At 71.3% G+C, this 25,915-nt stretch carries 17 protein-coding genes; 8 read left to right on the top strand and 9 right to left on the bottom strand.

Annotated features, from left to right (window positions below):
* Positions 1–39: 39 nt before the first annotated feature.
* From metG to Dfulv_RS26505, 7 genes are all read right to left on the bottom strand, one after another.
* The gene (metG, locus tag Dfulv_RS26475) at positions 40–1,473 is read right to left on the bottom strand and encodes a methionine--tRNA ligase (RefSeq protein WP_259856081.1); all 1,434 of its coding nucleotides are present in this window, start codon (positions 1,471–1,473) and stop codon (positions 40–42) included.
* Between the two features lie 518 nt (positions 1,474–1,991).
* Positions 1,992–4,514 (bottom strand): DUF4132 domain-containing protein, encoded by a 2,523-nt coding sequence (locus Dfulv_RS26480; protein ID WP_259856082.1) that lies wholly within the window; start codon positions 4,512–4,514, stop codon positions 1,992–1,994.
* Positions 4,515–4,518: 4 nt separating this feature from the next.
* Positions 4,519–4,938 carry a hypothetical protein gene (locus Dfulv_RS26485; protein ID WP_259856083.1) on the bottom strand — a complete coding sequence of 140 codons (420 nt, stop codon included), beginning with the start codon at positions 4,936–4,938 and terminating at the stop codon, positions 4,519–4,521.
* Positions 4,939–5,999: 1,061 nt separating this feature from the next.
* Entirely contained in the window at positions 6,000–8,489 is a 2,490-nt protein-coding gene (locus Dfulv_RS26490) for a DNA gyrase/topoisomerase IV subunit A (RefSeq protein WP_259856084.1), read from the bottom strand.
* Between the two features lie 23 nt (positions 8,490–8,512).
* Complete coding sequence (locus tag Dfulv_RS26495) at positions 8,513–10,600, bottom strand: DNA gyrase/topoisomerase IV subunit B (protein ID WP_406568031.1); 2,088 nt, start codon at positions 10,598–10,600, stop codon at positions 8,513–8,515.
* Between the two features lie 259 nt (positions 10,601–10,859).
* Positions 10,860–11,543, bottom strand: a complete 684-nt coding sequence (locus Dfulv_RS26500) for a hypothetical protein (protein ID WP_259856086.1) — start codon at positions 11,541–11,543, stop codon at positions 10,860–10,862.
* Between the two features lie 58 nt (positions 11,544–11,601).
* Positions 11,602–12,150 carry a hypothetical protein gene (locus Dfulv_RS26505; protein WP_259856087.1) on the bottom strand — a complete coding sequence of 183 codons (549 nt, stop codon included), beginning with the start codon at positions 12,148–12,150 and terminating at the stop codon, positions 11,602–11,604.
* Between the two features lie 94 nt (positions 12,151–12,244).
* Here Dfulv_RS26505 and Dfulv_RS26510 point away from each other — a divergent pair, with 94 nt between their 5' ends.
* The 3 genes from Dfulv_RS26510 to Dfulv_RS48430 all read left to right on the top strand — a co-directional run bounded on the left by Dfulv_RS26510 (position 12,245) and on the right by Dfulv_RS48430 (position 16,220).
* Positions 12,245–13,204 (top strand): sulfite exporter TauE/SafE family protein, encoded by a 960-nt coding sequence (locus Dfulv_RS26510; protein ID WP_259856088.1) that lies wholly within the window; start codon positions 12,245–12,247, stop codon positions 13,202–13,204.
* A gap of 35 nt (positions 13,205–13,239) precedes the next feature.
* Positions 13,240–14,871 carry a glucose-6-phosphate isomerase gene (gene pgi, locus Dfulv_RS26515; protein WP_259856089.1) on the top strand — a complete coding sequence of 544 codons (1,632 nt, stop codon included), beginning with the start codon at positions 13,240–13,242 and terminating at the stop codon, positions 14,869–14,871.
* 245 nt (positions 14,872–15,116) lie between these two features.
* On the top strand, positions 15,117–16,220 hold the full coding sequence (locus Dfulv_RS48430) for an NAD(P)-binding protein (RefSeq protein WP_264675822.1): 1,104 nt from the start codon (positions 15,117–15,119) through the stop codon (positions 16,218–16,220).
* 53 nt (positions 16,221–16,273) lie between these two features.
* Here the strand turns inward: Dfulv_RS48430 and Dfulv_RS26530 are convergent, their stop codons facing one another.
* A complete protein-coding gene (locus Dfulv_RS26530; protein WP_259856091.1) occupies positions 16,274–17,455 on the bottom strand; it encodes a sensor histidine kinase in 1,182 nt (393 codons plus the stop codon).
* Positions 17,456–17,630: 175 nt separating this feature from the next.
* Here Dfulv_RS26530 and Dfulv_RS26535 point away from each other — a divergent pair, with 175 nt between their 5' ends.
* The 4 genes from Dfulv_RS26535 to Dfulv_RS26550 all read left to right on the top strand — a co-directional run bounded on the left by Dfulv_RS26535 (position 17,631) and on the right by Dfulv_RS26550 (position 23,926).
* Complete coding sequence (locus Dfulv_RS26535; protein WP_259856093.1) at positions 17,631–18,245, top strand: TetR/AcrR family transcriptional regulator; 615 nt, start codon at positions 17,631–17,633, stop codon at positions 18,243–18,245.
* On the top strand, positions 18,239–19,975 hold the full coding sequence (locus Dfulv_RS26540) for an ABC transporter ATP-binding protein (protein ID WP_259856095.1): 1,737 nt from the start codon (positions 18,239–18,241) through the stop codon (positions 19,973–19,975). Before Dfulv_RS26535 ends, Dfulv_RS26540 begins: the two co-directional genes overlap by 7 nt.
* A gap of 328 nt (positions 19,976–20,303) precedes the next feature.
* Positions 20,304–22,265 (top strand): ABC transporter ATP-binding protein, encoded by a 1,962-nt coding sequence (locus tag Dfulv_RS26545; protein ID WP_259856097.1) that lies wholly within the window; start codon positions 20,304–20,306, stop codon positions 22,263–22,265.
* A 41-nt stretch (positions 22,266–22,306) separates the two neighbouring features.
* The gene (locus tag Dfulv_RS26550; RefSeq protein WP_259856098.1) at positions 22,307–23,926 is read left to right on the top strand and encodes a hypothetical protein; all 1,620 of its coding nucleotides are present in this window, start codon (positions 22,307–22,309) and stop codon (positions 23,924–23,926) included.
* Between the two features lie 66 nt (positions 23,927–23,992).
* Here Dfulv_RS26550 and erm read toward each other — a convergent pair whose 3' ends face one another.
* The gene (erm, locus tag Dfulv_RS26555) at positions 23,993–24,769 is read right to left on the bottom strand and encodes an ErmE/ErmH/ErmO/ErmR family 23S rRNA (adenine(2058)-N(6))-methyltransferase (RefSeq protein ID WP_259856099.1); all 777 of its coding nucleotides are present in this window, start codon (positions 24,767–24,769) and stop codon (positions 23,993–23,995) included.
* Positions 24,770–25,160: 391 nt separating this feature from the next.
* Between erm and Dfulv_RS26560 the strand changes: the two genes are divergently transcribed.
* Positions 25,161–25,883, top strand: coding sequence for an SDR family oxidoreductase (locus Dfulv_RS26560; protein ID WP_259856100.1), 723 nt, complete (start codon positions 25,161–25,163; stop codon positions 25,881–25,883).
* The last annotated feature ends 32 nt before the right edge of the window (positions 25,884–25,915 follow it).

The raw sequence follows: 25,915 nt of genomic DNA on the forward strand, positions 1-25,915 counted from the left end.
GCTGAGCGACGAGGCGGGACCCAGGTCCGTGAAACGTGGCTACGAGGCAGGGACCAGTCTTGGAAACGCCGGGATCGCGGGGCCGACCTGATTGCCGGTGCCGAGTTGTGTGCGCAGGCGGGCCGCGCCTGAGGGCAGGAACGGTTCCAGCTCTTTTGCCAGGACCCGGCACGAATGGACCAACGTCGCCAGCACCGCGTCGAGAGCTGGTCCGGTCAGTTGCCATGGGCGGGAAGATTCCACCAGGCGGTTACCCTCATCGACGACCGTCCACAGTGCATCGGTGGCGGCGCGCAGGTCGAAACGGGCCAGCGCCCGGTCGATCCTGCCGGGGAGCTGTGCGCAGACGCCGTAGGGAGCTGCCGGATCGCCGATCCAGCCATCTTGTCTACTGTGGACCAGCGTCAGCGTTCGGTTGACGAGGTTGCCCAGGCCGTTGGCGAGGTCCTGATTCGCGCGATGGACCAGCCGGGCGACGGTGAAGTCGGTGTCGCCGACCGGGGCCACCTCACGCAGCAGCCACCAGCGAACGGCGTCGGTACCGAACCGGGCCACCAGGTCCTGCGGGTCGACGCTGTTTCCCGCCGATTTGGAGAGTTTCGCGCCGTCCACCGTCAGATAGTCGTGGACGAAGATCGCCGTCGGCAGCGGGAGGCCAGCCGACAGGAGCAGCGCCAGCCAGTACACGGCGTGGAAACGCACGATCCCTTTGCCGATCACGTGGACGCGCTCGGTGGAGCCGGCCCACCACCGCTCGTACTCGTCGCCCTCGCCGAGCGCGGTTACGTAGTTCGCCAGGGCGTCCCACCAGACGTACACCACCTGCGAGGGATCCCCGGGGACCGGGATCCCCCAGCCGTCGGCGCGGGCTGCCGGGCGGGAGACGCTGAAGTCGCTCAGCCCGCCGCGCACGAACGCCAGGACCTCGTTGCGCCGGGCCTGCGGCTCGACCCGCACCTCCCCCGTTTCCAGCAGTTTCCCGATGCGGTCGGCGTAGCGGGAAAGCCGGAAGAACCAGTTCTCCTCCGCGACGGGCACGGGCTGGTCGTGCGGGTGCTCGGGACACGTTCCGTCGATGAATTGCTCACAGCCCGCGCAGTACAGACCTTCGTAGCGGCGACGGTAGAAGTCTCCGCGGTCTGCGGACGCCCGCCACAGCCGCTCGACGCCGGGAGCGTGCCGAGGATCGGCGCTGGTACTGATGAAGTCGTCGAACGACAGGTCCAGCGGCCCCCGCAGGGAACGGAACCGGGCGGCGTTGCTGTCGACGAACGCCCGGACGTCCCGTCCGGCGCTCTTCGCAGCGGCGACGTTTTTCAACGCATTGTCGTCGGTGCCGGTGAGGAACCGGACCGGTTCGCCGCGCAGCCTTCGGTGCCGGGCCAGCACGTCGGCCTGGACCAGTTCGAGGGCGTGGCCGAGGTGCGGGTCCGCATTGACGTACGGAATCGCCGTGGTGACGTAGAAGCTCATCGTCGTCTCGCTCTCCGGCCGGTCGCGGACGGGGACGCGGACAGACAGGCCCCGCCGGACAGGGCCTTGTCGTTGGTTCGGTGGTGTCAGCGCACGCCGAAGGGCCCCGGGTAGGGGCGCATCATCCGGTGACGGTGCGGCTGCATACCGCCGATGCTGCCATCACCGCCCGGCCGTGGCGAACGCATTTCGCCTCCAGCCGCGGGCGAGCGCTCTCCCGGTGGTACTGCCTGCGGAGTGCGGTTGAGCACATGTATGCGGAGAGCCGCAGATGCCGGCACCGCGCTCCATCCGGGGTGTTGGCGAGCGCTCTCCGACACCATCGGGCCCGACCGAAGAAAACGCCGACCAAAGAAGCCGACCAAAGAAAAACCAAACCAGAGAAGCCAGGCCGACCAAGAAAGGCCCGGACCACGGTAGACCAAGGGAGACCAGCCATGCGAGGCCGACCACGGGAAACCAAACCAGACGAGGCCAGCCAGACGAGGCCTGCCAGACGAGGCCGGCCAGACGAGCGGTCACGCGGTGAGGCGCGCCAGTTGGTCGAGGATCGATCTGTCGGTGATCTTCTCGTCCTCGGCGAGCAGCAGGACCTTGCTCAGCACGACGCTCGTCATCGGGTCCTCATCGGCGAACGGGAGGAACAGGCGGCCGTGGCGGGTCTTGCCGAACGTCGCCGGCACCACGCAAAGGTAACCGCCGGGCTCGACGTGAATGCTGCCGCTGTTGAGATGCACACGATACGTCGCCCGGGTGCCCCTCACCACCGCCGACGTGCCGTCCACCGTGACCCGTGACAGCCCCAGCTCGGCGATCAGCGCGCCCAGCAGCTGTGCCCGGCTCTCGGCGTGCAGCGGCGAAGCGTAACCGTCCGGATCCGTCCCGGCGATCGACACCACCAGGTCCAGGTCCCGCATCGCCTCGGAGAACGCGACCGGGTGGGCCTCCGTCAGCGGCACCGGCGCGCCGCGTTCCAGCAGGCTCACCTCGCCCAGCAGCACGTCACCCATGCCGAAGTAGCCGTGGAAGTCACAGCGTAGTCCCGCCGTCACGCCATTACCCGCCGGCCGCACCGCCTGGTACTCGTCGTAGTCGGACAGGATCGTCCAGCCACGGGCCGACAGCAGCCGCGCGGCGACCTTGCCGTCGACGCGGTGCCCCGCGAAGCGTGCCGATCGGGTGCCGGCGTCCCGCTCGGCGGGCGTCAGCACGTACAACTCCCGGAACACCTGCTTGACGGGTTGCCGGATCCGCCGCCGCACGATCTCGGCCTGCCAGTGGCCGAGCACGCCGTCCTGATAGAGGTCGTACGGATGTGCCGCCGTCACCGGCCCGTCCGCGTCCACGTCGGCGAGCAGGCCGAACGCGCCGGTGCGGTCGCGCCACACCAGGTCCGGCAACATCGCGGCGCCGGACGGCAGGCGCAGCAGCCGGCCGAGTTCACCGGGCGTGAGGGTGCCGCCACCGGCCACCAGGCGTTCGACGAGCCCGGTGCGCATCCGGCGGGCCTGGTCGCGGAGGCGTTCCTGGTGCTCACGCAGCTGCGGGTACTCAGGGTGACGGCGCACTTCCTGCGGTACCGTCCGCAGCACCTTGCCCGCCTTGGCGACCTCGATCATCGCGTCGGCACCGTCGACCCGGACCGCGACCGTGTACGCGCCGAGCTGCCGTTCGGCCGGCGCCTCGGCGATCTCCGCCTCGCAGTGCCATTCCAGCCGGTTCGCGTCCTCGAAGCCTGCCACCTGCGCGAGATGGTCGATCGCCACCTCGATCGCGGCCGCGTGACTGTGCCGGCGGTTGGGGCCGAGCTTGGCGCCGCGTTTGGCGACCTCACGCAGGAAGGTGTACCGGTCGAGGACGGTCTCACCGTCGGTGAGCGGCAGTAGACCGTACGCGGCGATGCCGGCGAGCGCGTTGTGCCGGACCCGTTTCTCGACGGCGGCGCGGTTGTGGCCGAGCGCGGCCGAGATCGCCTCGCTGGGCCGCAGTTTCAGGACCGAGCGGGTCGCTTCCTCTCCGGCGGCCGCGGCGGCGTCCCGGATCGTGGCGAGGTCGTGGCGCTGCGCACCGTCCGTGGCGGAGGCGCACGCCAGCCGGAACAGCGGTGCGGCGGCGGCGAGGCCGAGCAGCGGCAGCACGGATTCCGCGTCGCCGGCCGGCAGTCGCATCGTGAACGCGCGGAGATGGTCGGCGGCCGGGCGGTCGCCCAGCCATCGGACGAACTCCGCCCGTTCGGCGCCGGTGAGGTCGGCGGCGCCGAGGACGTCGGCGGTCTTGGGGCGCTCGATCGCGCGCTGGACGAACCGCAGCCCTCGCGGGCGGACGATCTTGGGAAACACGGCGGCTGCCGTGTCGCTCGTCGTACCGTCCCAGAACATCTCGTCGACGACATCACGAACGAACGGCAGGCAGGCGGCGGGCGTCCCGGCCTGCTGAGGCGAGATCGGGTCGGTGCCGGCGATGCCGTGCCACAGGTACGGGTCGGCGGCGAACTGCTGCTCCACCGTCGCCGCGTCGAGGTCACCGGCCGACTGCAGCGCGTCAAGGGCCGAGGCGACGTGGGCGCGGGACAGCGGGTGGAAGTGGTTGGCGAGGAGCAGCCGCAGCATCCGTACGTCGCCGTCGCGCAGCGCGCACTCAGCGAGTGGCCCGGGCCGGAACCACCGGTCGCCCGTCGCCGCGGCCAGCAGCGCCGCGCGGCTCTTGGTCGGCCACGGCACGTCGAGCAAGCCGGCGACGTCGGCGGGGTCGGCGACCGGGAACGCGCGGTCGTACGCGGCGTCGAGCACGGCGACGATGTCGTGGAGGTTGCCGCGCAGGTGGCCGCCGGTACGGTAGACCTCGTTGCCGGCCGCGATGCGGTGCCGGATCTCATCGGCCAGCGTGCGCAGCGTCGCCTGGTCGCCACGCTCCGCCAGATCCCCGGCGCGCCTTGCAAGGTTCCGGAGTGCGGTGCGTTCCTCGGCGACCGCCTGGCGGTACATGTCCGGGACATCGGTGTACCAACGGTCGGCCGCCTCGTCCCCGGGCGTCGTGGTCAACGGCTCAGCCGCCCACGAGCGGTGTCAGCCGCAGGAAGAGCACGGGTTCACCGATACGCAGCGTGACGACCTCGTCGAGCCGCTCCACCTGGCGCCCGCCGGCAAAGACGGCGAACACCCCGCGCTCGAAGGCCCGACGCGCCTTCGCCACCTCGGAAGCCACGTCCGGCGCCGCGGGTTCACCCGCGGGCAGCCGGATCACGCCGCCGGCCGCCTGGGCGCGGATCTCGTCAGCGGAGAGATACTGTCGGTCGAGCATGGCGCGGCACCGGACCCGGTCGGCCTCCATCAGCCGGATCTGTTCCTCGACCGCGCGCTCGATGAGCGCCGCGACCGCGATCCGTTCCTCGGCGAGTTCCAGCAGTGCGACCGGGATGTCGTCACGGCTCCGCCCGGGAACCTTGCCACGCACTTCAACCAGCATGCCGCACCTCCACCGCGGACATCCTATGGAGCGGGTTGGGATCGGGTGGTACCGGCTTGATCGCGATTTCGGACCAGCAAGTCCCGGGGCGCCAGCCGAGTCGGCCCGCCAGCCTTCAACCGAGCGCGGCCGGGGCGGATAGTCCGCCAGGCGGCTCCGCCGGCGGAGTCGGCAGGGCACGATGGGCGGACGCTCGATCCAGATGAGGCATTCCGGTGCGGTCGGCCGGCACTATGGGGCTGACGCTCGATCCGGATGAGGCATTCCGGTGCAGTCGGCGCTTCGCAGGCAAGCACATGGCGGACATTTCAGACATCATGGTGTATCGACATGCGGCGATGGAGTGGGTTTTCCATGATCCCGAAGACTTGTAGTCGTCCACGCAGCACCAAGTCTTCGGGATCATGAGAAATCGGCCCCTGACGAGTCGACAACCATCGATTGTATCCCGGTATCTGGACGAGCCGTGGTAGCCGGCCGCAGCACGACGCCTTGACCGACTTCCGGTCGCGCGCGTCGGGTCTCATTCGACGCAGACCCGAGCCGACACAGCCTGATCAAAGGACCAGCGCGCCGAGGGCGAGTGCTGTTCGGATCTCCAGGCCCGGCGAACCCGACGTCGTCGCCGAGCCGGTCAACCGGGTAGCACCGGCGTACTAGCGTTCCTTGAGCATCGGGGCGGGCGTCATGGCATTGGCAGGCGCGAAAGCCGGGTCCCGATCAACCCTCCTCGGCTGGACCAGTCGAGGCAGGCCATGGTGCCGGACGGGCCTGAGCCGCTCCCCCGCAAGCTGAACGCCGTGTGCCGCCGTCAAAAGCCGCGCACCAGCAAGCCGATGCACACCGCCAGCCGCAGCCGCGTGCCCGCGGGCAGAAACGGCGCGCCGCAGCCAGGGCATACCAGCCAAACCGCCCGCCACAACAGGGCGCGCCGCAGCTGAAGCTAGGACACGCCAGCCGGATTGGCCAGGGCAAACCGGCCGGTGCAGGACCCGCACCGGCCGCGGCCGGCGAGCGCTGGCCGCGGGCGGTGCGGATCAGAGCGAGACGGGACTGGGGCGTCAGCCGCGCTGGACCAGGTGGCCGACGATCTCCGGGGCCCGGAGCTGGGCGCCGGAGCCGTCGCGGCGCTGGTCGGCTGCGGGCAGGTCGCGGGGCTCGCCCTTGCTGCTGGACGCCACCGGGCGTGGGCCGACCCAGGCGAGCACCAGTCGGGACTCGCCCTTGAGGAAGCGCTGGGCCCGGACGCCGCCCGTGGCACGGCCCTTCGCCGGGTAGAGGCGCAGCGGGGTCATCTTGGCGTTGCCCATCGTCGCCGTGACGACCATCGGCTCGCCGTGCTCGGTGTCCTTGGTGTCGATGGCGCTGAAGTGCAGGACGTGGGCGTCGTCGGTGAGGTTGACGCCCGCCATGCCGCCGCCCTTGAGGCCCTGCGGGCGGACCAGCTTGGCCGGGAACCGCAGCAGCGACGCGTCGGTGGTGACGAACACCAGGGTCTCGGCGCCGTCGGCCAGCCACGTCGCGCCGACGACCTCGTCGCCCTCGCGCAGGCCGATGACCTCGAACTCGTCGGCGCGGACCGGCCAGTCCGGCTGGCAGATCTTCACCACGCCCTGCCGGGTGCCCAGTGCGAGGCCGGGTGAGGTGCCCTCGCCGCGCTCGGTCAGCGGGGCCAGGCCGACCACGGTCTCGCCGGACTCCAGCGGCACGAGCTCCGCGGTGGACATGCCGCCGCGCAGCGAGACCGTGCCGTCGTGCTCGGGCAGGACCGGCAGCGGCAGCACGTCGACCTTGAACGCCCGTCCGGTGCTGGTGACGAGCAGGACCTGGCCGCGCGCCGTGGTGTGCGCCAGGGCCCGGACCACGTCGTGCTTGTCGCGTCCGGCCTTGCGGCTGCCCTCGGGCGCCTCCTCGGACTCGGCGGCGGTCCGCGCGACGAGGCCGGTCGCGGACAACAGCACCTGGCACGGGTCGTCGTTGACCTCGAGCGGCCCGGCCGGCACGGAGGCGGCGAGCACCTCCTTGAGGTCGCCGTCGATGAGCGTGGTGCGGCGCGGCTGGCCGTGCTCCTTCACGACGGCGGCGAGCTCGTCGGAGACGACCTTCTTGAGGACCTTCTCGTCGTCGAGGATGCGGCTCAGCGCGGCGATCTCCTCGTTGAGCCGCTGCTGCTCGGCCTCGAGTTCGATCCGGTCGTATCGGGTGAGCCGGCGCAGCGGCGTGTCGAGGATGTAGGTGGCCTGGATGTCGCTCAGCCCGAACTCGCTCATGAGGCCGGCTTTGGCGGCGGCGGCGTTCTCGCTGGCGCGGATGAGCGCGACCACGCGGTCGATGTCGAGCAGCGCGATGAGGAGGCCGTCGACGAGGTGCAGGCGGTCCATCCGCTTCTTGCGGCGGAAGGTGGTGCGTCGGGTGACCACCTCATACCGGTAGGCGAGGAACACCTCGAGCAGCGCCTTGAGGCCCAGCGTGCGCGGCTGGCCGTCGACGAGCACGAGGTTGTTGACGCCGAAGGACTGCTCCAGGGGCGTCAGCCGGTAGAGGTCGGCGAGCAGCGGCTGCGGGTTGACGCCGACCTTGCACTCGATGACGAGCCGGATGCCGTTCTCCCGGTCGGTGAGGTCCTTGACGTCGGCGATGCCCTGCAGCCGCTTGGTCTTGTTGACCTCGTCGGTGATCTTCTCGATGACCTTCTCGGCGCCGACGCCGTAGGGCAGCTCGGTGACGGTGATCGCCTGCCGGCCGCGGCTGCCCTCGAGCGGGCCGATCTCGACGCGGCCACGCATCCGGACGACGCCACGGCCGGTCTCGTACGCCCGGCGGACCTCGTCGAGGCCGAGGAGCAGCCCGCCGGTGGGCAGGTCGGGGCCGGGGACGAACTCCATGAGCTTGTCGAGCGTCGCGGTGGGGTGGTTGATCAGCCAGCGGGCGGCCGCGACGACCTCGCCGAGGTTGTGCGGGATCATGTTGGTCGCCATGCCGACGGCGATGCCGGACGAGCCGTTGACCAGCAGGTTGGGGAACGCGGCCGGCAGCACGGAGGGCTCCTCGAGAGAGCCGTCGTAGTTGGGCCGGAAGTCGACGGTGCCCTCGTCGAGCTCGCCGACGAGCAGCATCGCCTCGCGGGACATGCGCGCTTCGGTGTACCGCGAGGCGGCGGGGCCGTCGTCGGGCGAGCCGAAGTTGCCGTGGCCGTCGATGAGCGGCACGTTGAGCGAGAAGTCCTGCGCCATGCGGACCATGGCGTCGTAGATCGCGACGTCGCCGTGGGGGTGGTACTTACCCATGACGTCACCGACGACGCGGGACGACTTGACGTGGCCGCGGTCGGGCCGGTGGCCCTGCTCGCTCATCGAGAAGAGGATGCGGCGGTGCACCGGCTTGAGCCCGTCGCGCGCGTCGGGCAGGGCACGGGAGTGGATGACCGAGTAGGCGTACTCCAGGTAGGAGTCCTCGACCTCGGTGACGAGCGGGTTGTCGAGGACCCGGGCCCCGGCCTGATCGAAAGCGGACAGGTCGGCCTTGGCGGGCTTGGTGGTCTTGCGTGCCATCTGAGGTTACGGACCTTCCGGGGTCAGGCGTCGATGGTCTCTTGGTCGACCCGGGCGGCGGAGTCGATGAGCCAGTTGCGGCGGGGCTCGACCCGCTCACCCATGAGCAGCTCGAGGACCTGTTCGGCGGCCTCGGCGTCGTCGAGGGTGATGCGCCGGACGGCGCGGGTCGCGGGGTTCATCGTGGTGTCCCAGAGCTCGTCGGCGTCCATCTCACCGAGACCCTTGAACCGCGGGATGGGCGTCACGACCTGTTTGCCGGCCTTCTCCAGCCGGGCCACCGTGGTGGTCATCTCCTGCTGCGTGTACGTGTAGATCGTCTCGGAGTTGCGCCCCTTGGTGACGATCTTGTGCAGCGGCGGGACGGCGGCGTAGAGCCGGCCGTCGGCGATCACCGGGCGCATGTACTTCGCGAACAGCGTGATGAGCAGCGTGCGGATGTGCGAGCCGTCGACGTCGGCGTCGGCCATGATCAGAATCCGCCCGTAGCGCATCGCCTCCAGGTCGAACGTGCGGCCGGAGCCGGCACCGAGCACCTGGACGATGGCGGAGCACTCGGCGTTGTCCAGGACCTGCTGGATGTTGGCCTTCTGCACGTTGAGGATCTTGCCGCGGATCGGCAGCATCGCCTGGTACTCCGAGGAGCGGGCCATGCGGGCCGTGCCGAGTGCGCTGTCACCCTCGACGATGAACAGCTCACTGCGCTTGACGCCGGTGGAGCGGCAGTCGACGAGCTTCGCCGGCATCGAGGCGCCCTCGAGAGCGGTCTTGCGCCGGGCGGCGTCCTTCTGCTGCTTCTGGGTCAGCCGGACCCGCGCCGCGTCGACGATCTTCTGCAGGACGGTGCGGGCCTCGACCTTGGTCTTGCGGGCCTCGACCCACGCCTTGATCTGCTGCTCGACGATCTGCTGCACGACCCTGGTCACCGGCGCCGTGGACAGCTCGTCCTTGGTCTGGGAGGTGAACTGCGGCTCGGGGATGCGCACGTGGATGACCGCGGTCATGCCCTCCAGCACGTCCTCGATCGTCGGCAGGTCCTCCTTGGGGCGCAGCAGGCCGCGCGTGTTGCGGATCGCCTCGGCGAGGGCACGCAGCGCGCCGCGCTCGAAGCCGCGCCGGTGCGTGCCGCCGTGCATGTTGCGGATCGTGTTGGTGAAGCACTCGACGACGCGGTCGTAGCCGGTGCCCCAGCGCAGCGCGATCTCGATCTCGGCGCGGCGCTCCACGTTGGCCTTCATCACGCCGTTCTCGTCGGCGGCGTTCTCCTTGTACCGCCCCTCGCCGTTGATCAGCAGCGTGCCGGAGACCGGCTTGTCGCCGCTGGGGGCGAGGAACTCCACCATGTCGGTCAGGCCGCTGGGGTAGTGGAATGTCTCGGTGGTGATCGAGCCCTGGGTGGCGTCACGCAGCACATAGGTCACGCCGGGGACCAGGAACGCGGTGTTGCGCAGTTTGGCCCGCACGATCTCCGGGTCGAGGGCGGCGCCGTTCTCGAAATAGCGCGGGTCGTGCCAGTAACGGATCGAGGTGCCGGTCGACTGGCCGCGCTTCATCCGGCCCTGGACGACCAGCCCTGAGCGGCGGGCGAACTTCGCGCTCGCGCCCGGCCCGTCGAACTCGCCCGGCACGCCGTGCTGGAACGACATGTGGTGGACCTTGCCGCCGTTGCGGACCGTCACGTCGAACCGCGTGGACAGCGCGTTGACCGCGGAGGCGCCGACACCGTGCAGACCGCCGGAGGTCTTGTAGCCGGAGCCGCCGAACTTGCCGCCGGCGTGCAGCCGGGTCAGCACGAGCTCGACACCTGACATGCCCGACTTGGCGTGCACGCCGGTCGGGATGCCCCGGCCGTCGTCGTCGACCTGGACGGAACCGTCGGCGTGGAGGGTCACCTCGACCTGGGTGGCGTGACCGGCGATGCCCTCGTCGGTGGAGTTGTCGACGATCTCGGTGAACAGGTGGGCGACGCCCCGGCCGTCGGTCGAGCCGATGTACATGCCCGGGCGCTTGCGGACGGCGTCGAGCCCCTCGAGGAGCGTGAGGTCGTCTGCCCCGTACAAGGTCTCGGGTTGTGCGGTCAACTCGATGCTCTCCCCTGGTCTGGACTCTATGCTGCGGCGAGCGTAGCGGCACCCTCTGACATTTCCGTGGCACCCTGCCCGCGTGTGATGCCCACGGCGACCGGTTTCTCCAGCGGCGGGCCGCCGGACACATGAACCCGCCCGGCGCCGGTGTGCTGGTCAGAAGCCGGTTGCGGGCGGGGTGCGGCGCGCCGCCGTGACCGCTCCCACAAAGCGTGAGCCGCGAGGCGGTGGGGCGGTAGGAACAAATCTACGTCACGCCGGGTGGGAGCCCCGCGCGCCGCACCGGTCAGACGATGAGCGTGCGGCCGTTGCTGTACTGCGCGATCGCCGCCATGATCTCGTGCTCGCCCCGGTCGGCGAAATTGAGGGTCGCGGTGAAACCGGAACCGTAGAACACCTTGAGCAGACTGGAGTCGATCGCGGTGAACACGCCGAGGTTGCCCTCGGTGCGCGGGTCCCGCGGCTTGACCACGACCATCTTCTCCAGCGCCCAGCGACGCCTGGAGATCCGCTCGATGCTCTCCCACGGCAGCCAGATGGCCTGTCCGCGGGTCGGCCGGGTCTTGATCCACAGGCCGGCCGGGCCGGCGGCCAGGACCGGGCCGCCGGAGGTGATCAGGAAGACCTGGAGCGACACGGCGCCGGCGACGACGAACAGCATGCAGCCTGCGAACGCCAGGACCGCCACGATGTCACCGCTGGTGCTGTCGGGGCTTTCGGTGGTGAGGACGAGCGCCAGCGGGCAGGTGAACGCCAGGACGACGACGAGGGCGACCGGCCCGAAGACGAGCAGCCGCTTGAGCACGCTGGGCCGCGCGACGAAGGGCTGGTCCTCCGGGATGCGCTTGACGACCGGCGCCTGGGGGCCGGGCGGCACCTGGTAGCCGCCGGGCGGCACCCGTGGCGGTCCCTGCCATGCGGGCGGACGGGGGCCCGGAGGGTTGCCGGGAACGTTCGGCGGCTGCGTCACGGCGACACCTTACGACGCGCCGCCGGCCCGGCGCAGACCGCGTCGCGCCGAGTGCCGGCTATCCGCGGTCGACCCATGAGCGGTACCTCGTGCCGTCGATGTTGTCCAGGTAGTACTCGCGCAGGTCGGCGCGGGTGACGAAGATCGCGGCGAAGATCAGCAGGACGGCCGCGAGCAGCCCGGTGATGCCGTGGAAGGTGACGTACCAGCCGGGGACCGCCCGCGCGTACTCCGTCCGGAGCAGTTCCGGCTCGACGCCCGTCGGCGCGACCGCCCACTCCGGCCCGCCGACCAGGCCGCAGAGCAGGCTGAGCGCGAGCGACGGCGCGATGACCCACAGCGCGACCCGGACCTTGTTGGACGGGCTGCGCACGAACACGACGAGCAGGCCGACGAGGACGGCCCCGACGGCGGAGATCACGAGGTTGTTGGTCAGGTCGACGCGCACCTGCGACAGCGAATGCGCGGACATGAGCTTCGTGTGCAGGTGGCCGAGGTTGCGCAGGGCGATCGAGGTCAGGGTGACGTCGGCCGCGAGCAGCAGCGCGGTCGTGACCACCGCCGCGTAGACCACCCTGACCTGTGTGGAGACGTGCATCACACCCATCTACGTCAACGTAGTACGTCCGGGCGAGTGGTCATACCCACCAATCCGACCGACAACATAGACAGCGGGCGACCGGGTCGGCAAACTTCTCCGGATGGATCCCGTGATGGCCCTGGCCGGCCTCGGCGTCGGCGTGATCGTCGGTCTCACCGGCATGGGTGGCGGCGCCCTGATGACACCGATCCTGGTGTTGTTCTTCGGCGTGCCGCCGCTCGCCGCGGTGTCCAGCGACCTGGCGGCGAGCGCGGTCATGAAGCCGTTCGGCGGCTGGGTGCACGCCCGCCGCGGCACGGTCAACTGGTCGCTGGTCCGCTGGCTGTGCGTCGGCAGCGTGCCCAGCGCGTTCCTGGGTGTGCTGCTCATGCGCGCGATCGGCGGCGGGGACACGGTCCAGCAGGTCGTGCGGGTCTCGCTCGGCGCGGCACTGCTCCTGGCGGTCGTGGGGCTGCTGGTCAAGACGTACAGCCGCCGGGAGACCTCGGCGACCGGCGCGCTCGCCACCGTCAAGGTGCGCCCGGTGCCCACGGCGCTGCTCGGCGCGCTGGGCGGGCTCGTCGTCGGCATGACCTCGGTCGGCTCCGGCTCGCTGATCATCGTCATCCTGCTCGTGCTCTATCCGGCCCTGCGCGCCAACGACCTGGTCGGCACCGATCTCGTGCAGGCCGTGCCGCTGGTGGCCGCGGCGGCGATCGGCCACGCGGTCTTCGGCGACCTGCAGCTCGACCTGGCCGCCGCCGTGCTGGTCGGCTCGGTGCCCGGCGTCCTGATCGGTGCGCGGCTGTCGTCGCGCGCCCCCGCCGGGGTGGTCCGGGCCGCGCTGATCATCGTGCTCCTCGCGAGCGCCCTGAAGCTGTTCGAGGTGCCGAACGTCCCGGTGGTGCTCATCGTGGCCGCCGCGACGGCCTTCGCGGTCTTCGAGGGACGCCGTCGCGCCCGCGGCCGGCGTGCGGCGGCGCCCGGACACGCCGGTCAGGAACCGGTTCATGCTGCGGCGCAACCGCAAGAACGACGCATCACGGACGAGACGGATGTGAAACAGGCAGAATCACGGTGACTGTGGTTCCTCGCTGACGTCGCTAGGAGTTCCTGATGCCCAGGCTCAACCACCTGTCCGAGTGGTCCGCGCTGGCCAAGCACCGCGCGGAGCTCGGAGAGGTGCACCTGCGTGACCTCTTCGCCGCCGACGCCGACCGTGGCGGGCGCTACTCGCTGCAGGTCGGCGACCTCTACCTCGACTACGCCAAACACCTCGTGACCGACGAGACCCTCAGCCTCCTGCGCGAGCTCGCCGCCGCGCGCGGGGTGAACGAGTTGCGCGACGCCATGTTCCGCGGCGACAAGATCAATTTCACCGAGCACCGGGCGGTGCTGCACACCGCGCTGCGCGCGCCGCGCGACGCGGTCGTCGAGGTCGACGGCGAGAACGTGGTGCCGAAGGTCCACGCGGTGCTCGACCGGATGGCCGCGTTCACCGACCGCGTCCGCTCCGGCGAGTGGACCGGCTTCACCGGCGAGCGCATCACCACGATCGTCAACATCGGCATCGGCGGCTCCGACCTCGGCCCGGCGATGGCCTACGAGGCCCTCCGCGCCTACACCGACCGCGGCCTCGTTTTCCACTTCGTCTCCAACGTCGACCCTGCCGACCTGCACGAGGCGCTGGTCGCCGCCGACCCGGCGCGGACGCTGTTCATCATCTCGTCGAAGACGTTCACCACGATCGAGACGATCACCAACGCGACCGCGGCCCGCAAGTGGCTCGTCGAGGCGCTGGGTGACGAGGCCGCGGTGGCCAAGCACTTCGTCGCCGTGTCGACCAACGCGAACGAGGTGGCGAAGTTCGGCATCGACACGGCCAACATGTTCGAGTTCTGGGACTGGGTCGGCGGGCGTTACTCGTACGACTCGGCGATCGGCCTCTCGCTGATGATCGCGCTCGGCCCGGCCGGTTTCCGGCAGATGCTCGACGGGTTCCACCTGATGGACGAGCACTTCCGCACGGCGCCGCCCGAGCAGAACGCGCCGCTGCTGCTGGGCCTGCTCGGCATCTGGTACCGCAACTTCCACGACGCGCAGACCCACGCCGTGCTGCCCTACAGCCACTACATGTCGAAGTTCCCGGCCTACCTCCAGCAGCTCGACATGGAGTCCAACGGCAAGTCGGTCGCCCGCGACGGCCGGCCGGTCGACTGGGACACCGGCCCGGTCGTCTGGGGCACCCCGGGCACCAACGGCCAGCACGCGTACTACCAGCTACTCCACCAGGGCACGATGCTCGTACCGGCGGACCTGATCGGCTTCGCCCGGCCGCTCACCGAGCTGGGCGAACTGGCGGAGCAGCACGACCTGCTCATGGCCAACCTGTTCGCGCAGGGCCAGGCGCTGGCGTTCGGCAAGCCGGCCGAGCAGGTGGCCGCGGAGGGCGTGGCGGAGGCGGAGGTGCCGCACCGCACCTTCCATGGCAACCGCCCCTCGACGACGATCCTGGCGACCGAGCTCAACCCGTCGGTGCTCGGCCAGCTGGTCGCGCTGTACGAGCACAAGGTGTTCGTCCAGGGCGCGATCTGGGACATCGACTCCTTCGACCAGTGGGGCGTCGAGCTCGGCAAGGTCCTGGCCAAGCGGATCGAGCCGGCCCTGACCGAAGGCGCGGAGCTCCCGGGCCTGGACAGCTCCACGGCCACGCTGGTCGCCCGCTACCGGACCAAACGCGGCCGCTGACCCACCCGCTCCGCGCACCGCGTTGATCATGCACTTGCGGTTCCCACCAATCCGGACACTCCGGGAGTGTCACGGCACCACAACTGCATGATCAACGCGGGAGGCGGGGGCGACGGCGCGACAAGAACCGCCGCGAGCAGGCCGAGCACCAGTGCCGCCGATGCCCAACTTGATCTTGGCGAGCGCGGAGCAGTCGTGAAACTTCCATGTGTCACGTTTGGGCGGCCTGCCGCGTCCGTGTTGCCATGCGGACCATCACAGTCATCGGCGGCGGGTTCGCCGGACTCGTCGCGGCGATCTCATGCGCGGAGGCCGGCGCGCGGGTGCGGCTCTTCGAGGCGCACACCACGCTGGGCGGGCGGGCCCGGGCCACTCCCCCGCCGTACGTGGCCCACGACGGGCCGCACGTGCTCTACGCCGACGGCCCCTGGTGGGCCTGGCTGGCGGAACGGGACCTCGTCGGGCCCTGCTCGGCGGCGCCGCTGCGCGGCTTCCGGTTCCGGCACCGGGGCTCGCTGCGCCGGACCCCGCCGGCCGCGCTCGGGACGGTGCTGGCCCGGCGGTGGCGCAAGGCGCCGGTCGACCGGTCGTTCGCCGAATGGGCGGGCTGCCCGGAGGCCGCGGCGCTGATGGGCGTGGCGACGTTCGACCACGATCCGGGCCGGCTTTCGGCGGCGTTCGTGTGGGACCGGATGCGGAGGGTGTTCGCGGTACCGCCGCCGGCGCGCTACGTCACCGGCGGCTGGAACGGTCTCATCACCCGGCTGGCCGCTCACGCATCGGCCCGCGGCGTGACGATCACCACGGGGACACGGGTCGTGGATCTCCCGTCGCCGCCAGTCATCGTCGCGACGTCCCTCGACGCGGCGGCGCGGCTGCTGGGAACGGCGTTTCCCGCCGTTGAGAGCGGCCGGGCGGTGCTGCTGGACCTCGCGGTGACGGCGGCGCCACGGGACGCGTTCGTGGTGTCGGACCTGGACGAGGCAGGGTGGCTGGAGCGGTACACGGCGCCGGACCCATCACTCGCACCGCCGGGCGAGTCGCTGGTGCAGGCCCAGGTGCCGTTGCGGCCCGGCGAGTCGCGGGCCGACGGCACGGCCCGGCTGGAGGCACTGGTCGACGCGGGCCTGCCGGGCTGGCGGGAGCGGGTGACCTGGCGCCGCGAGGCGGTGGCGAACCGGCGCACCGGGGCGCTCGACCTGCCCGGGCAGACGTGGCGGGACCGGCCGGCGGTGGACCGGGGCGACGGCGTGTTCCTGGCCGGTGACATGGTGGCGGCGCCGGGCCTGCTGAGCGAGGTGTCCTTCCACAGCGCGGTGCAGGCGGCACGGCTGGCCCTGACCGCCTGAGGCCGGCGCGTACAGCGGGGGTATGTCTGTGCCGGCGGCCGGACCCTGAGCCGTTACGGAAGGGTCAGGCGGGCCGTCGTGCCGGCCGGGGAGGAACTCAGCGTGACCCGGCCGCCGTGCGCCGTCGCGGTCTCCTGGGCGATGTGCAGGCCCAGGCCGACGCCCGGCACCGCCTGGGCACGGGAGTGGCGGCCGCGGTAGAAGCGCTGGAAGACGTGCGGGAGTTCGTCGGGCGGGACGCCGACGCCCGTGTCGGTGACCTCGACCGTGGGGACGGGCGCGACGACCGTACGCACCGTGACCGTGCCGCCCGGCGGGGTGAAGAGGATGCCGTTGCGGATCAGCTGCCGGACCGCTTGGGTGAGCCGCGTGACGTCGACACGCACGGCGGCCGCCTGGGTCGGGGGCTCGACGACGAGGTCGATGCCGCGCTGCTCGGCGGCGGGACGGCAGGCGTGCGCCGCCGCCGTGGCGATCACGTGCAGCTCGACCGGGGCGCGGTGCAGCACGAGCGGGACGTCGGCCGGGCGGGTGCCGTTGAGCAGGTGGTCGACCATGCCGACGAGACGCTCGCCGTTGCGGTGGATCGGCTCCACCAGCTTGCCGAACGCGGCGAACCGCTCGTCGTCGGTGAGCAGCTCGAGGTACCCCTGGATGGCCGTCACCGGCGTGCGCAGTTCGTGGGAGATCGTCGCGATGAGGTCCTCCTCCCGCTGGGTGACGCGGGCCAGCTCGTCGCCCAGTTCGGTGAGCATCACCCGGCTGCGGATGAGCGACAGGTGCCCGGTGGCCTGCCGGGCGAGGGTGTCGAGCGCCTCACGCTGGCGGTCGCCGACGTCGCCCGGGCGGTCGTCGACGACGCAGAGGGCGCCGAGCGCGTGGCCGTCGTCGTCGATCAGCGGGGAGCCGGCGTAGAAGCGGATGTACGGATCGCCGACGACGTTGGCGTACCCGTGGAAGCGCTCGTCGGCACGCGCGTCGGGGACCACGAGCTGCCGCCGGGCGTCGGCGGTCACGGCGCAGAAGGAGATGCCACGCGGGCTCTCCGAGCCGGCGAGGCCGGTGTTGCCGGCGTACCATTGCCGATCGCGGTCGACGAGCGAGACCGCGGACATCGGGGTGCCGAAGACGGACGTCGCCAACCGGGTGAGATCATCGAGCTCGCGGGGGCGGGGACGGTCGAGGACACCGTAGCTGTGCAGCGCGGAAAGCCGGGCTTCCTCGTCGACCGTCATGGGGTCCTCTCCCTTCTGATCTGATCTGCGGCGTACCATGCCAGGTTGCGCCCGCCGGGGAGCCGCGCCGAACGCACTGCGTTGCGGCGGGGGTGCTTCCGCTCTGAGAGAAACGCACCGGCGCCGTTCCGAAAATCGGTTGACCGAGTGAGCGCTCGCTCATTACGGTCACGGCGTGAACCAGACCCGTCGTCGGCGGGTGCCGGCACTCGCTCCCGACGACCGGCGCGCCGCGCTCATCGCGGTGACCCTGCCGCTGCTGCGCACCCACGGTGCGGCGATCACGACGCGGCAGATCGCCGAGGCCGCAGGTGTCGCCGAGGGCACGATCTTCGGCGTCTTCCCGGACAAGGCTTCGCTCATCTCGGCCGCCCTGTCCACCGCTTTCGACGAGCATCCGATGCTACGGGCGCTGTCCGCGATCGACCCGGAGTCGTCGCTGCGCGCGCGGATGGCCGACGTGGTGGCCATCCTCGTCCGCCGGTTCGAGGCGAACATCCAACTGATGATGGTGGCCCGCACACTGCCGCACGACACGGCGGGTCCAGTCATGACCAACCTTATGGCGGGCCGGCGGCGTCTCACGGAAGCCGTCGCGGCCGTCATCGAGCCGGACCGCGACAAGCTGCGCCGCAGCCCGATGTCCACCGCCCGTCTGCTGATCGCACTCGTGGTCACCACGGTGCGCAGCGAACTCACCGAACCCGACGTGTTCACACCCGACGAACTGGTCGGAGTGTTGCTCGACGGCCTGCTGACCCGTCCGACTGGAGAAGCCCGAGAATGCTGATCCGCCTGCTCAAAACCTATCTGGGCCCCTACCGGGGGCCGATCACCCTGGTGGTGGTGCTGCAACTCGTGCAGACGCTCGCCACGCTGTACCTGCCGACGCTCAACGCCGACATCATCGACAACGGCGTGGTGAAGGGCGACACCGGCTACATTTTCCGCATCGGCGGCTGGATGCTCGCCGTCACCCTGGTCCAGATCGTCTGTTCCGCGGCCGCCGTCTACTTCGGCGCCCGCACCGCCATGGCGCTCGGGCGGGACGTCCGCGCCGGCATCTTCGCCAAGGTGCAGGATCTCTCCGCGCGGGAGGTCGGGCACTTCGGCGCGCCGTCGCTCATCACCCGCACGACGAACGACATCCAGCAGGTACAGATGCTGGTCCTGATGACGTTCACGCTCATGGTCTCGGCGCCGATCATGTGCTTCGGCGGCATCCTGCTGGCGCTGCACCAGGACGTGCCGCTCTCGGCGCTGCTGCTGGTCGTGGTCCCGGTCCTGATCGGGGTCATCTCGGTCATCGTGGTGCGGATGCGGCCGCTGTTCCGCACCATGCAGGAGCGCATCGACCTCGTGAACCGGGTGATCCGCGAGCAGATCACCGGCATCCGGGTGATCCGCGCGTTCGTCCGCGACGAGCACGAGCGGGTGCGGTTCGCCCGCACCAACGGCGACCTTCGCGACGTCTCGCTCGCCGTGGGGCGGCTGATGTCGCTGATGTTCCCGACGGTCATGCTCATCGTCAACGCCTCCAGCATCCTCGTGCTCTGGTTCGGCGCGCACCGCATCGACAGCGGACAGATGCAGGTCGGTGCGCTGACGGCGTTCCTGAGCTACCTGATGCAGATCCTCATGGCCGTCATGATGGCCACGTTCATGTTCGTGATGATCCCGCGGGCCGAGGTGTGCGCCGAGCGGATCCAGGAGGTGCTCACCACCGATTCGAGCGTGACCATCGCGGCCGCGCCGGTGACGAGCCTGTCCCAGCACGGCGAGCTGGAACTGCGCGACGTCGAGTTCCACTACCCGGGCGCGGAGGCCCCGGTGCTCAGCGGCGTCAACCTCGTCGCCCACCCCGGCCAGACCACGGCCATCATCGGCAGCACCGGCGCGGGCAAGACGACGCTGCTCAACCTGGTGCCGCGGCTGTTCGACACGACCGGCGGCACGGTGCTGGTCGACGGCGTCGACGTGCGCCGCTTCGACCCGGCGCTGCTGGCGGCGACGGTCAGCATGGTGCCGCAGAAGCCGTACCTCTTCTCCGGCACCGTCGCGACGAACCTGCGGTACGGGCGGCCGGACGCGACCGACGACGAGCTGTGGCGGGCGCTGGAGGTGGCACAGGCGGCCGACTTCGTCCGGCTGATGTCCGGCGAGCTCGACGCTCCCATCGCCCAGGGCGGCACCAACGTCTCCGGCGGGCAGCGGCAGCGCCTGGCGATCGCCCGCACGCTGGTCGCCCGGCCGGAGATCTACCTGTTCGACGACTCGTTCTCGGCGCTGGACTACGCGACGGACGCAGCGCTGCGGGAGGCGCTGCGCACTGAGATCGCGGATGCGACCGTGGTCATCGTGGCACAGCGGGTGAGCACGATCCGCGACGCCGACCGCATCGTCGTGCTCGACGAGGGCCGCGTCGTCGGCACCGGCACCCACCAGGAACTCATGGACGGCAACACGACCTACCGCGAGATCGTGCTGTCGCAGCTGACGGAGCAGGAGGCCGCGGCATGACCGCCGGAGCGCAGCGGAGGCGGGCAGGCTGCGGGTCTGTTCAGGTCTTCAAGAAAGACAGCATGACCGCCGGAGCGCAGCGGAGGCGGGCAGGCTGCGGGTCTGTTCAGGCCTCCAAGAAAGACAGCATGACCGCCGGAGCGCAGCGGAGGCGGGCAGGCTGCGGGTCTGTTCAGGCCTCCAAGAAAGACAGCATGACCGCCGGAGCGCAGCGGAGGCGGGCAGGCTGCGGGTCTGTTCAGGCCTCCAAGAAAGACAGCATGACCGCCGGAGCGCAGCGGAGGCGGGCAGGCTGCGGGTCTGTCTCGAGTATTCAAGGAAGGGCAGCATGACGGCACCGCGCAGGCCCGCCGGCCCGCCGATGGGCGGCCCCGGGCGCATGATGATGGGCGTCGGCGGCCCGCCGGCGAAGCTCGAGGACTTCAAGGGCTCGACGAAGCGGCTGCTGCGGATGCTCGCGCCCGACCGGCTGGTCGTCGGTCTGGTGCTCGTGTTCGGCGTGCTCAGCGTCGGGCTGTCCGTGATCGGCCCGTGGCTGCTCGGCAAGGCCACCGACGTCATCTTCACCGGCATCGTCGGCCAGCAGATCCCCGCCGGGACCACCAAGGAACAGGCGGTGGCGAACCTGCGCGCGCAGGGCAACGACCGGTTCGCAGACCTGCTGCAGGCGCTCGACAACGTGGTGCCCGGCCACGGCATCGACTTCGCCCGGCTCCAGCGGGTGCTGCTGTGGGTGGCGCTGGTGTACATCGGCGCCTGGATCTTCGGCCTGCTGCAGGCGCGGCTGACCACGGTCGTGGTGCAGCGCACCGTGTACCGGCTGCGGGAGCAGGTCTCGGCGAAGCTGTCGCGGCTGCCGCTGTCGTACTTCGACCAGCAGTCCCGCGGCGAGGTGCTGAGCCGGGCGACGAACGACACCGACAACATCGCGATGACGCTGCAGCAGTCGCTGAGCATGCTCCTGACCTCGCTGCTGACCATCATCGCGGTGCTCGGCGCCATGTTCTGGATCTCGCCGCTGCTGGCCGTCATCGCGCTGGTGACGGTGCCGGTGTCGGTGCTCGTGACGGCCCGGATCGGCAAACGCTCCCAGCCGCAGTTCGTCAAGCAGTGGGCGAGCACCGGCAAGCTCAACGGCCACATCGAGGAGATGTTCACCGGCCACTCGGTGGTGAAGATCTTCGGCCGGCAGAACGAGGCGGCCAAGACGTTCGAGGAGCACAACGACGCGCTGTACAGCGCCTCGTTCCGGGCGCAGTTCATCTCCGGCCTCATCCAGCCGGCGATGATGTTCATCGGCAACCTCAACTACGTGCTGGTCGCCGTCGTCGGCGGCCTGCGGGTGGCTTCCGGCTCGCTCTCGCTGGGTGACGTGCAGGCGTTCATCCAGTACTCGCGGCAGTTCAGCCAGCCGCTGACCCAGGTGGCGAGCATGGCCAACCTGGTCCAGTCCGGTGTCGCGTCGGCCGAGCGGGTCTTCCAGATCCTCGACGCCGCCGAGCAGTCGCCGGAGCCGGCCTCCCCGGCCCGGCCGGAACGGGTGGTCGGCAAGGTCACCTTCGAGCACGTCTCGTTCCGGTACGATCCGGACGAGCCGCTGATCGAGGACCTGTCGCTGACCGTCGCGCCCGGGCAGACGGTGGCGATCGTCGGGCCTACCGGTGCCGGCAAGACGACGCTGGTCAACCTCATCATGCGGTTCTACGACCTGACCGGCGGCCGGATCCTGCTCGACGACGTCGACATCGCCACGATGTCGCGGGACGAGCTGCGCGAACAGATCGGCATGGTGCTGCAGGACACCTGGTTGTTCCAGGGCACCATCGCCGAGAACCTGGCGTACGGCGCCGATCACCCGACGAGGGACAAGATCGTCGCCGCGGCGGAGGCCGCGCACGCCGACCGGTTCGTGCGCACCCTCCCCGAGGGCTACGAGACCGTCATCGACGAGGAGGGCGCCGGGGTCAGCGCGGGCGAGAAGCAGCTCATCACGATCGCGCGGGCGTTCCTGGCCGAGCCGACGATCCTCATCCTGGACGAGGCGACGAGCTCGGTCGACACCCGCACCGAGGTGCTGATCCAGCGGGCGATGAGCACGCTGCGGGCCGGGCGGACGAGCTTCGTCATCGCCCACCGGCTGTCCACGATCCGCGACGCCGACCTCATCCTGGTGATGGAGCACGGCAGCATCGTCGAGCAGGGCACGCACGACTCGCTGCTGGCGGCGGGCGGCGCGTACGCCCGGCTGTACTCGGCCCAGTTCGCGGCCGCGGCCGTCGAAGTGGAGTAGACGGGTGTTACGGCACGGCGCGCCGGGGTATCTGGCGCGCCGTGCTGACCAATCTCGCCCATCTGGACGCGCTGCGGGTGCGCCTCGTTCCGCCGCCCCAACCCGGGCACACGACATTCCGCCTCGCCGAGGAGCCCACCGTCGAGGTGGTGTGGACGTACGCCGAACGGTTGCCGGACGGCTCGTACCTGCCGTGCGGCGGCGGTGACCTCGACCAGGCCTCGGGCCACTACGGCCAGGGCGCGTTCAACGCCGACGACATCGCCCGGGCGGCCGTGGTCTACCTGCGGCACTGGCGCGCCACCGGCGCCGCGACCAGCCGTGCCGCGGCCCGGCAGCTGCTGCGCGGCCTGTGTTTCCTGCAGACCGTGGGCGACGACGACCCGTGGAACGGCAACGTGGTGCTGTGGCAGCAGTCCGACGGCACGCTCAACCCGAGCGCCGACCCGCCGGAGCGGCCCGACCCGTCCGACAGCGGCGAATCGGCCTGGCTCGCCCGCACGGTCTGGGCGCTGGGCGAGGGTTATGCCGCGTTCCGCGACGACAGCCCGGACTTCGCCGGCTTCCTCCAGGTCCGCCTGCGGCACGCGGTCGGCGCGATCCGGCGTCAGGTGCTGCCGCGGTACGGGCAGTGGCGCCTCGTCGACGACCACGCGACCCCGGCCTGGCTCATTGCCGACGGGGCGGACCTGACGGGTGAGGCGCTGCTCGGGCTGTCCGCGTACGCGGCGGCCGCCGGCGACGACGACGTGCGCAAGGTCCTGGAGCAGCTCGCCGAGGGTGTCACCGCGATGCGGACCGGCACGCCGTGGACGTGGCCGTTCGGGGCCGTACTGCCGTCCGGACTGTCCCGCACCACCTGGCACGGATGGGCTGGGCTGGCACCGGCCGGGCTGGCCCGCGTCTACGAGGTCGCCGGGGATCTGGCGGCGCGGGACGCGGCCCTGGCCGACGCGGCGTCGTTCACCCCGCACCTGCTCGTCGGCGGCGGCCCCGACAACCTGCGGGTGGCGCTGCCCGGGGCGCGGGAGGCGCTCACCGTCGACGGGGTGCAGCTGTCCTACGGCGCGCAGTCGCGGGTCGAGTCGCTGCTCACCACGGCACGGGCGACCGGACGGCCGTCGCTGTCGACCCTGGCCGGGATCGCCGGGTCGTGGTTCTTCGGCAACAACCCGGCGGGCGCCCCGATGTACGACCCGGCGACCGGGCGCACGTACGACGGCGTGGACGTGCTGGACGAGCCGCCCGCCGGCGCCACGCATCGCGGGGTCGTGCACCGCGACGCGGGCGCCGAGTCGACGATCCACGGGCTGCTGGCGATGCTGGCCCTCGACGGCGACCCGCACGCGGCCGCGGTGGCGCGCATCGCCGACCACGGCGACCAGGAGCCGTGCCGGGAAGCGACGGCCGGCGCCGACCTGCGCTGCCTCGCGCTGGCCGACCCGCTCACCGGCGCCCAGGTCACGCTGCTGCGCAGCATGGCGACGAGCACCCGCGCCACCGACGTCATCGTCTCGGGTGACACGACCGCGACGGTCAGCGTCAACGACCCGGCCGGCGAGGAACTGGAGCACTACACGACCACCGCGGGCCGCATCCGCGCCCTCGTCGCCGCCGGCGGCTACACCATCGTGCACACGGCGGGTGCCCGCCTGCTCTGAGCGACGGCCGCTCACGCCGCGCTGAACCTCTCGGTGAGCGGTCCGCGGCGGAGCGGAGGGGGCCGCTCACGCGCGGCCGAGCAGCCGGAACAGCGTCAGCCACTGCTCCGGCCACACCAGCCCGACCGGCGTGTCCGGGGCCAGCCGCAGCGCGCGGAAGGCGCCCGCGACCCGGCGCGGGTCGTGGCGGCGCGCGAGCGTCGCGTGCAGTGACCCGCCGATCCCGCTGAAACCCCATGAGACGAAGCGGCGGTACGGCACGTGCGCGGACGCCGGGGCCAGCGGCACCGGCCGGCGTGCCAGCCGCAGGATCCCGCCGTCGACACGGGGCACCGGCCGGAACGCGGCGCGCGGGATCCGTCCGGCGAGCCGCCAGTCGTACCAGGGCCACGTCTCGATCGTCAGCCGGCTCCACCGCCCGTAGTCGCCGGTGCGTTTGCGGGCGTACTCGAGCTGGGTGAGCAGTGTCGCGGCGGTGAGCCGGGGGGCCCGCAGGCACCAGTCGACGACGGCCGAGGTGAGCGCGTACGGGATGTTGCCGGCCACCGCGAACGGCTCGCCGGGCGGTTCGGCGGCCAGGAAGTCCGCGACCCGCACGGTCAGGCGGGGGCGGTCCGGCAGCGCCGCGGCCAGGTCCGGGTCAACCTCGTAGGCGACGACCCGGCGGGCGTGGCGCAGCAGTTCGGCGGTGAGGCTGCCCCGCCCGGCGCCGACCTCGAGGACGAGGTCGGTGCGGGTCAGGCCGGCGGCGGTGGCGAGCCGTCGGACGGCGGCGGGGTCGGTGAGGAGATTCTGCCCGTACACCCGGCGGGCGCGGGCGTGTGCGGGTCTGATGGTGGCCATGGCCTGGGTCCTGTCTGCCACCGGGCGACGGCGGCGAACACGGACAGGCGGCATCGCGGCCCGTCCGTTCCGGATGAGGACTCGGAAGGGCCCTGGCGCTGCGGTGCAGCTGACGGGAGAAAAGGCGGCGTCAGGCCTGGCAGACCAGGGCGCGACGCCGGGTGCGAAGGCGCACGGCCGGCGTCGTCGCCGGCGCGAAGAGGGCATGCGTCGTGGTCATGGCACGACCCTAACCGGCTGCTCGCGGCCGGGTCACCCGATTTTTCGGACGGGCGCCGCGGCTTCCCGGGCGCGCACCGGTGAGGTGACCACGATTGCGGGCATGAAGCCGACCGTGAGGGCGCCGGCCCGCAGCGCGGCCGGTGGACGGCGTGGAAGAGAGGAACCCCCCATGAGCCTGCAGCGCCAGCACGTCGCCGTGCTCGGCGGCACTTCGGGCATCGGCCTGGCGACCGCGCTGGCGGCCGCCGCGGCCGGGGCCGACGTGACCGTCGTCGGCAGCCGCCCGTCGAGCGTCGAGCGGGCCCTCGTGGTCCTGCCGACCGGCGCGGCGGGTCGCGCCGCCGACCTGGGCGATCCCGACGAGGTGGGCAAGCTGTTCGCGGAGGTCGGCGACCTGGACCACATGGTCTACACCGCCGGTGAGCCGCTCGTGCTGACGCCGCTGGACCGGATCGAGGTGGGCGAGGCGCGGCGGTTCTTCGGGCTGCGGTACTTCGGGGCGCTCAGCGCCGCGCACGCCGCGCTGCCGTACCTGCGTGAGGGCGGCTCGATCACGCTGACCACCGGCACCGCCGGGGACCGCCCGGAGGCGGGCTGGTCGGTGGCGTCGAGCATCTGCGGCGCGATCGAGGCGCTGACCCGGGCGCTGGCCGTGGAACTGGCCCCGCGGATCCGGGTCAACGCCGTCTCCCCCGGCGTGATCCGCAGCCCGCTGTGGTCGAACCTGCCGGAGGAGCAGCGGGAGGCGCTCTTCCGCGGCAGCGCGGCGAGCGTGCCGCTGCGGCGGGTCGGCGAGGTCGACGACGTGGCGCGCGCCTACCTGTACTGCATGACCCAGTCCTTCGCGACCGGCTCGGTCCTGCGCGTCGACGGCGGCGCGGTGCTCGTCTGAGGCAGCGCTGCCGGCGCCAGTCGCGGACCACG

Source organism: Dactylosporangium fulvum, from assembly GCF_025137375.1.
GTDB lineage: Bacteria > Actinomycetota > Actinomycetes > Mycobacteriales > Micromonosporaceae > Dactylosporangium > Dactylosporangium fulvum.

Bases quoted from the DNA above. Each gene is read 5' to 3' on its own strand.
- Dfulv_RS26540 (WP_259856095.1), top strand. From the start codon at position 18,239: ATGCTGATCCGCCTGCTCAAAACCTATCTGGGCCCCTACCGGGGGCCG.
- Dfulv_RS26530 (WP_259856091.1), bottom strand. From the start codon at position 17,455: ATGACGGTCGACGAGGAAGCCCGGCTTTCCGCGCTGCACAGCTACGGT.
- Dfulv_RS48430 (WP_264675822.1), top strand. From the start codon at position 15,117: ATGCGGACCATCACAGTCATCGGCGGCGGGTTCGCCGGACTCGTCGCG.
- Dfulv_RS26560 (WP_259856100.1), top strand. From the start codon at position 25,161: ATGAGCCTGCAGCGCCAGCACGTCGCCGTGCTCGGCGGCACTTCGGGC.
- Dfulv_RS26505 (WP_259856087.1), bottom strand. From the start codon at position 12,150: ATGGGTGTGATGCACGTCTCCACACAGGTCAGGGTGGTCTACGCGGCG.
- erm (WP_259856099.1), bottom strand. From the start codon at position 24,769: ATGGCCACCATCAGACCCGCACACGCCCGCGCCCGCCGGGTGTACGGG.
- metG (WP_259856081.1), bottom strand. From the start codon at position 1,473: ATGAGCTTCTACGTCACCACGGCGATTCCGTACGTCAATGCGGACCCG.
- Dfulv_RS26485 (WP_259856083.1), bottom strand. From the start codon at position 4,938: ATGCTGGTTGAAGTGCGTGGCAAGGTTCCCGGGCGGAGCCGTGACGAC.
- Dfulv_RS26510 (WP_259856088.1), top strand. From the start codon at position 12,245: ATGGATCCCGTGATGGCCCTGGCCGGCCTCGGCGTCGGCGTGATCGTC.
- Dfulv_RS26490 (WP_259856084.1), bottom strand. From the start codon at position 8,489: ATGGCACGCAAGACCACCAAGCCCGCCAAGGCCGACCTGTCCGCTTTC.
- pgi (WP_259856089.1), top strand. From the start codon at position 13,240: ATGCCCAGGCTCAACCACCTGTCCGAGTGGTCCGCGCTGGCCAAGCAC.
- Dfulv_RS26545 (WP_259856097.1), top strand. From the start codon at position 20,304: ATGACGGCACCGCGCAGGCCCGCCGGCCCGCCGATGGGCGGCCCCGGG.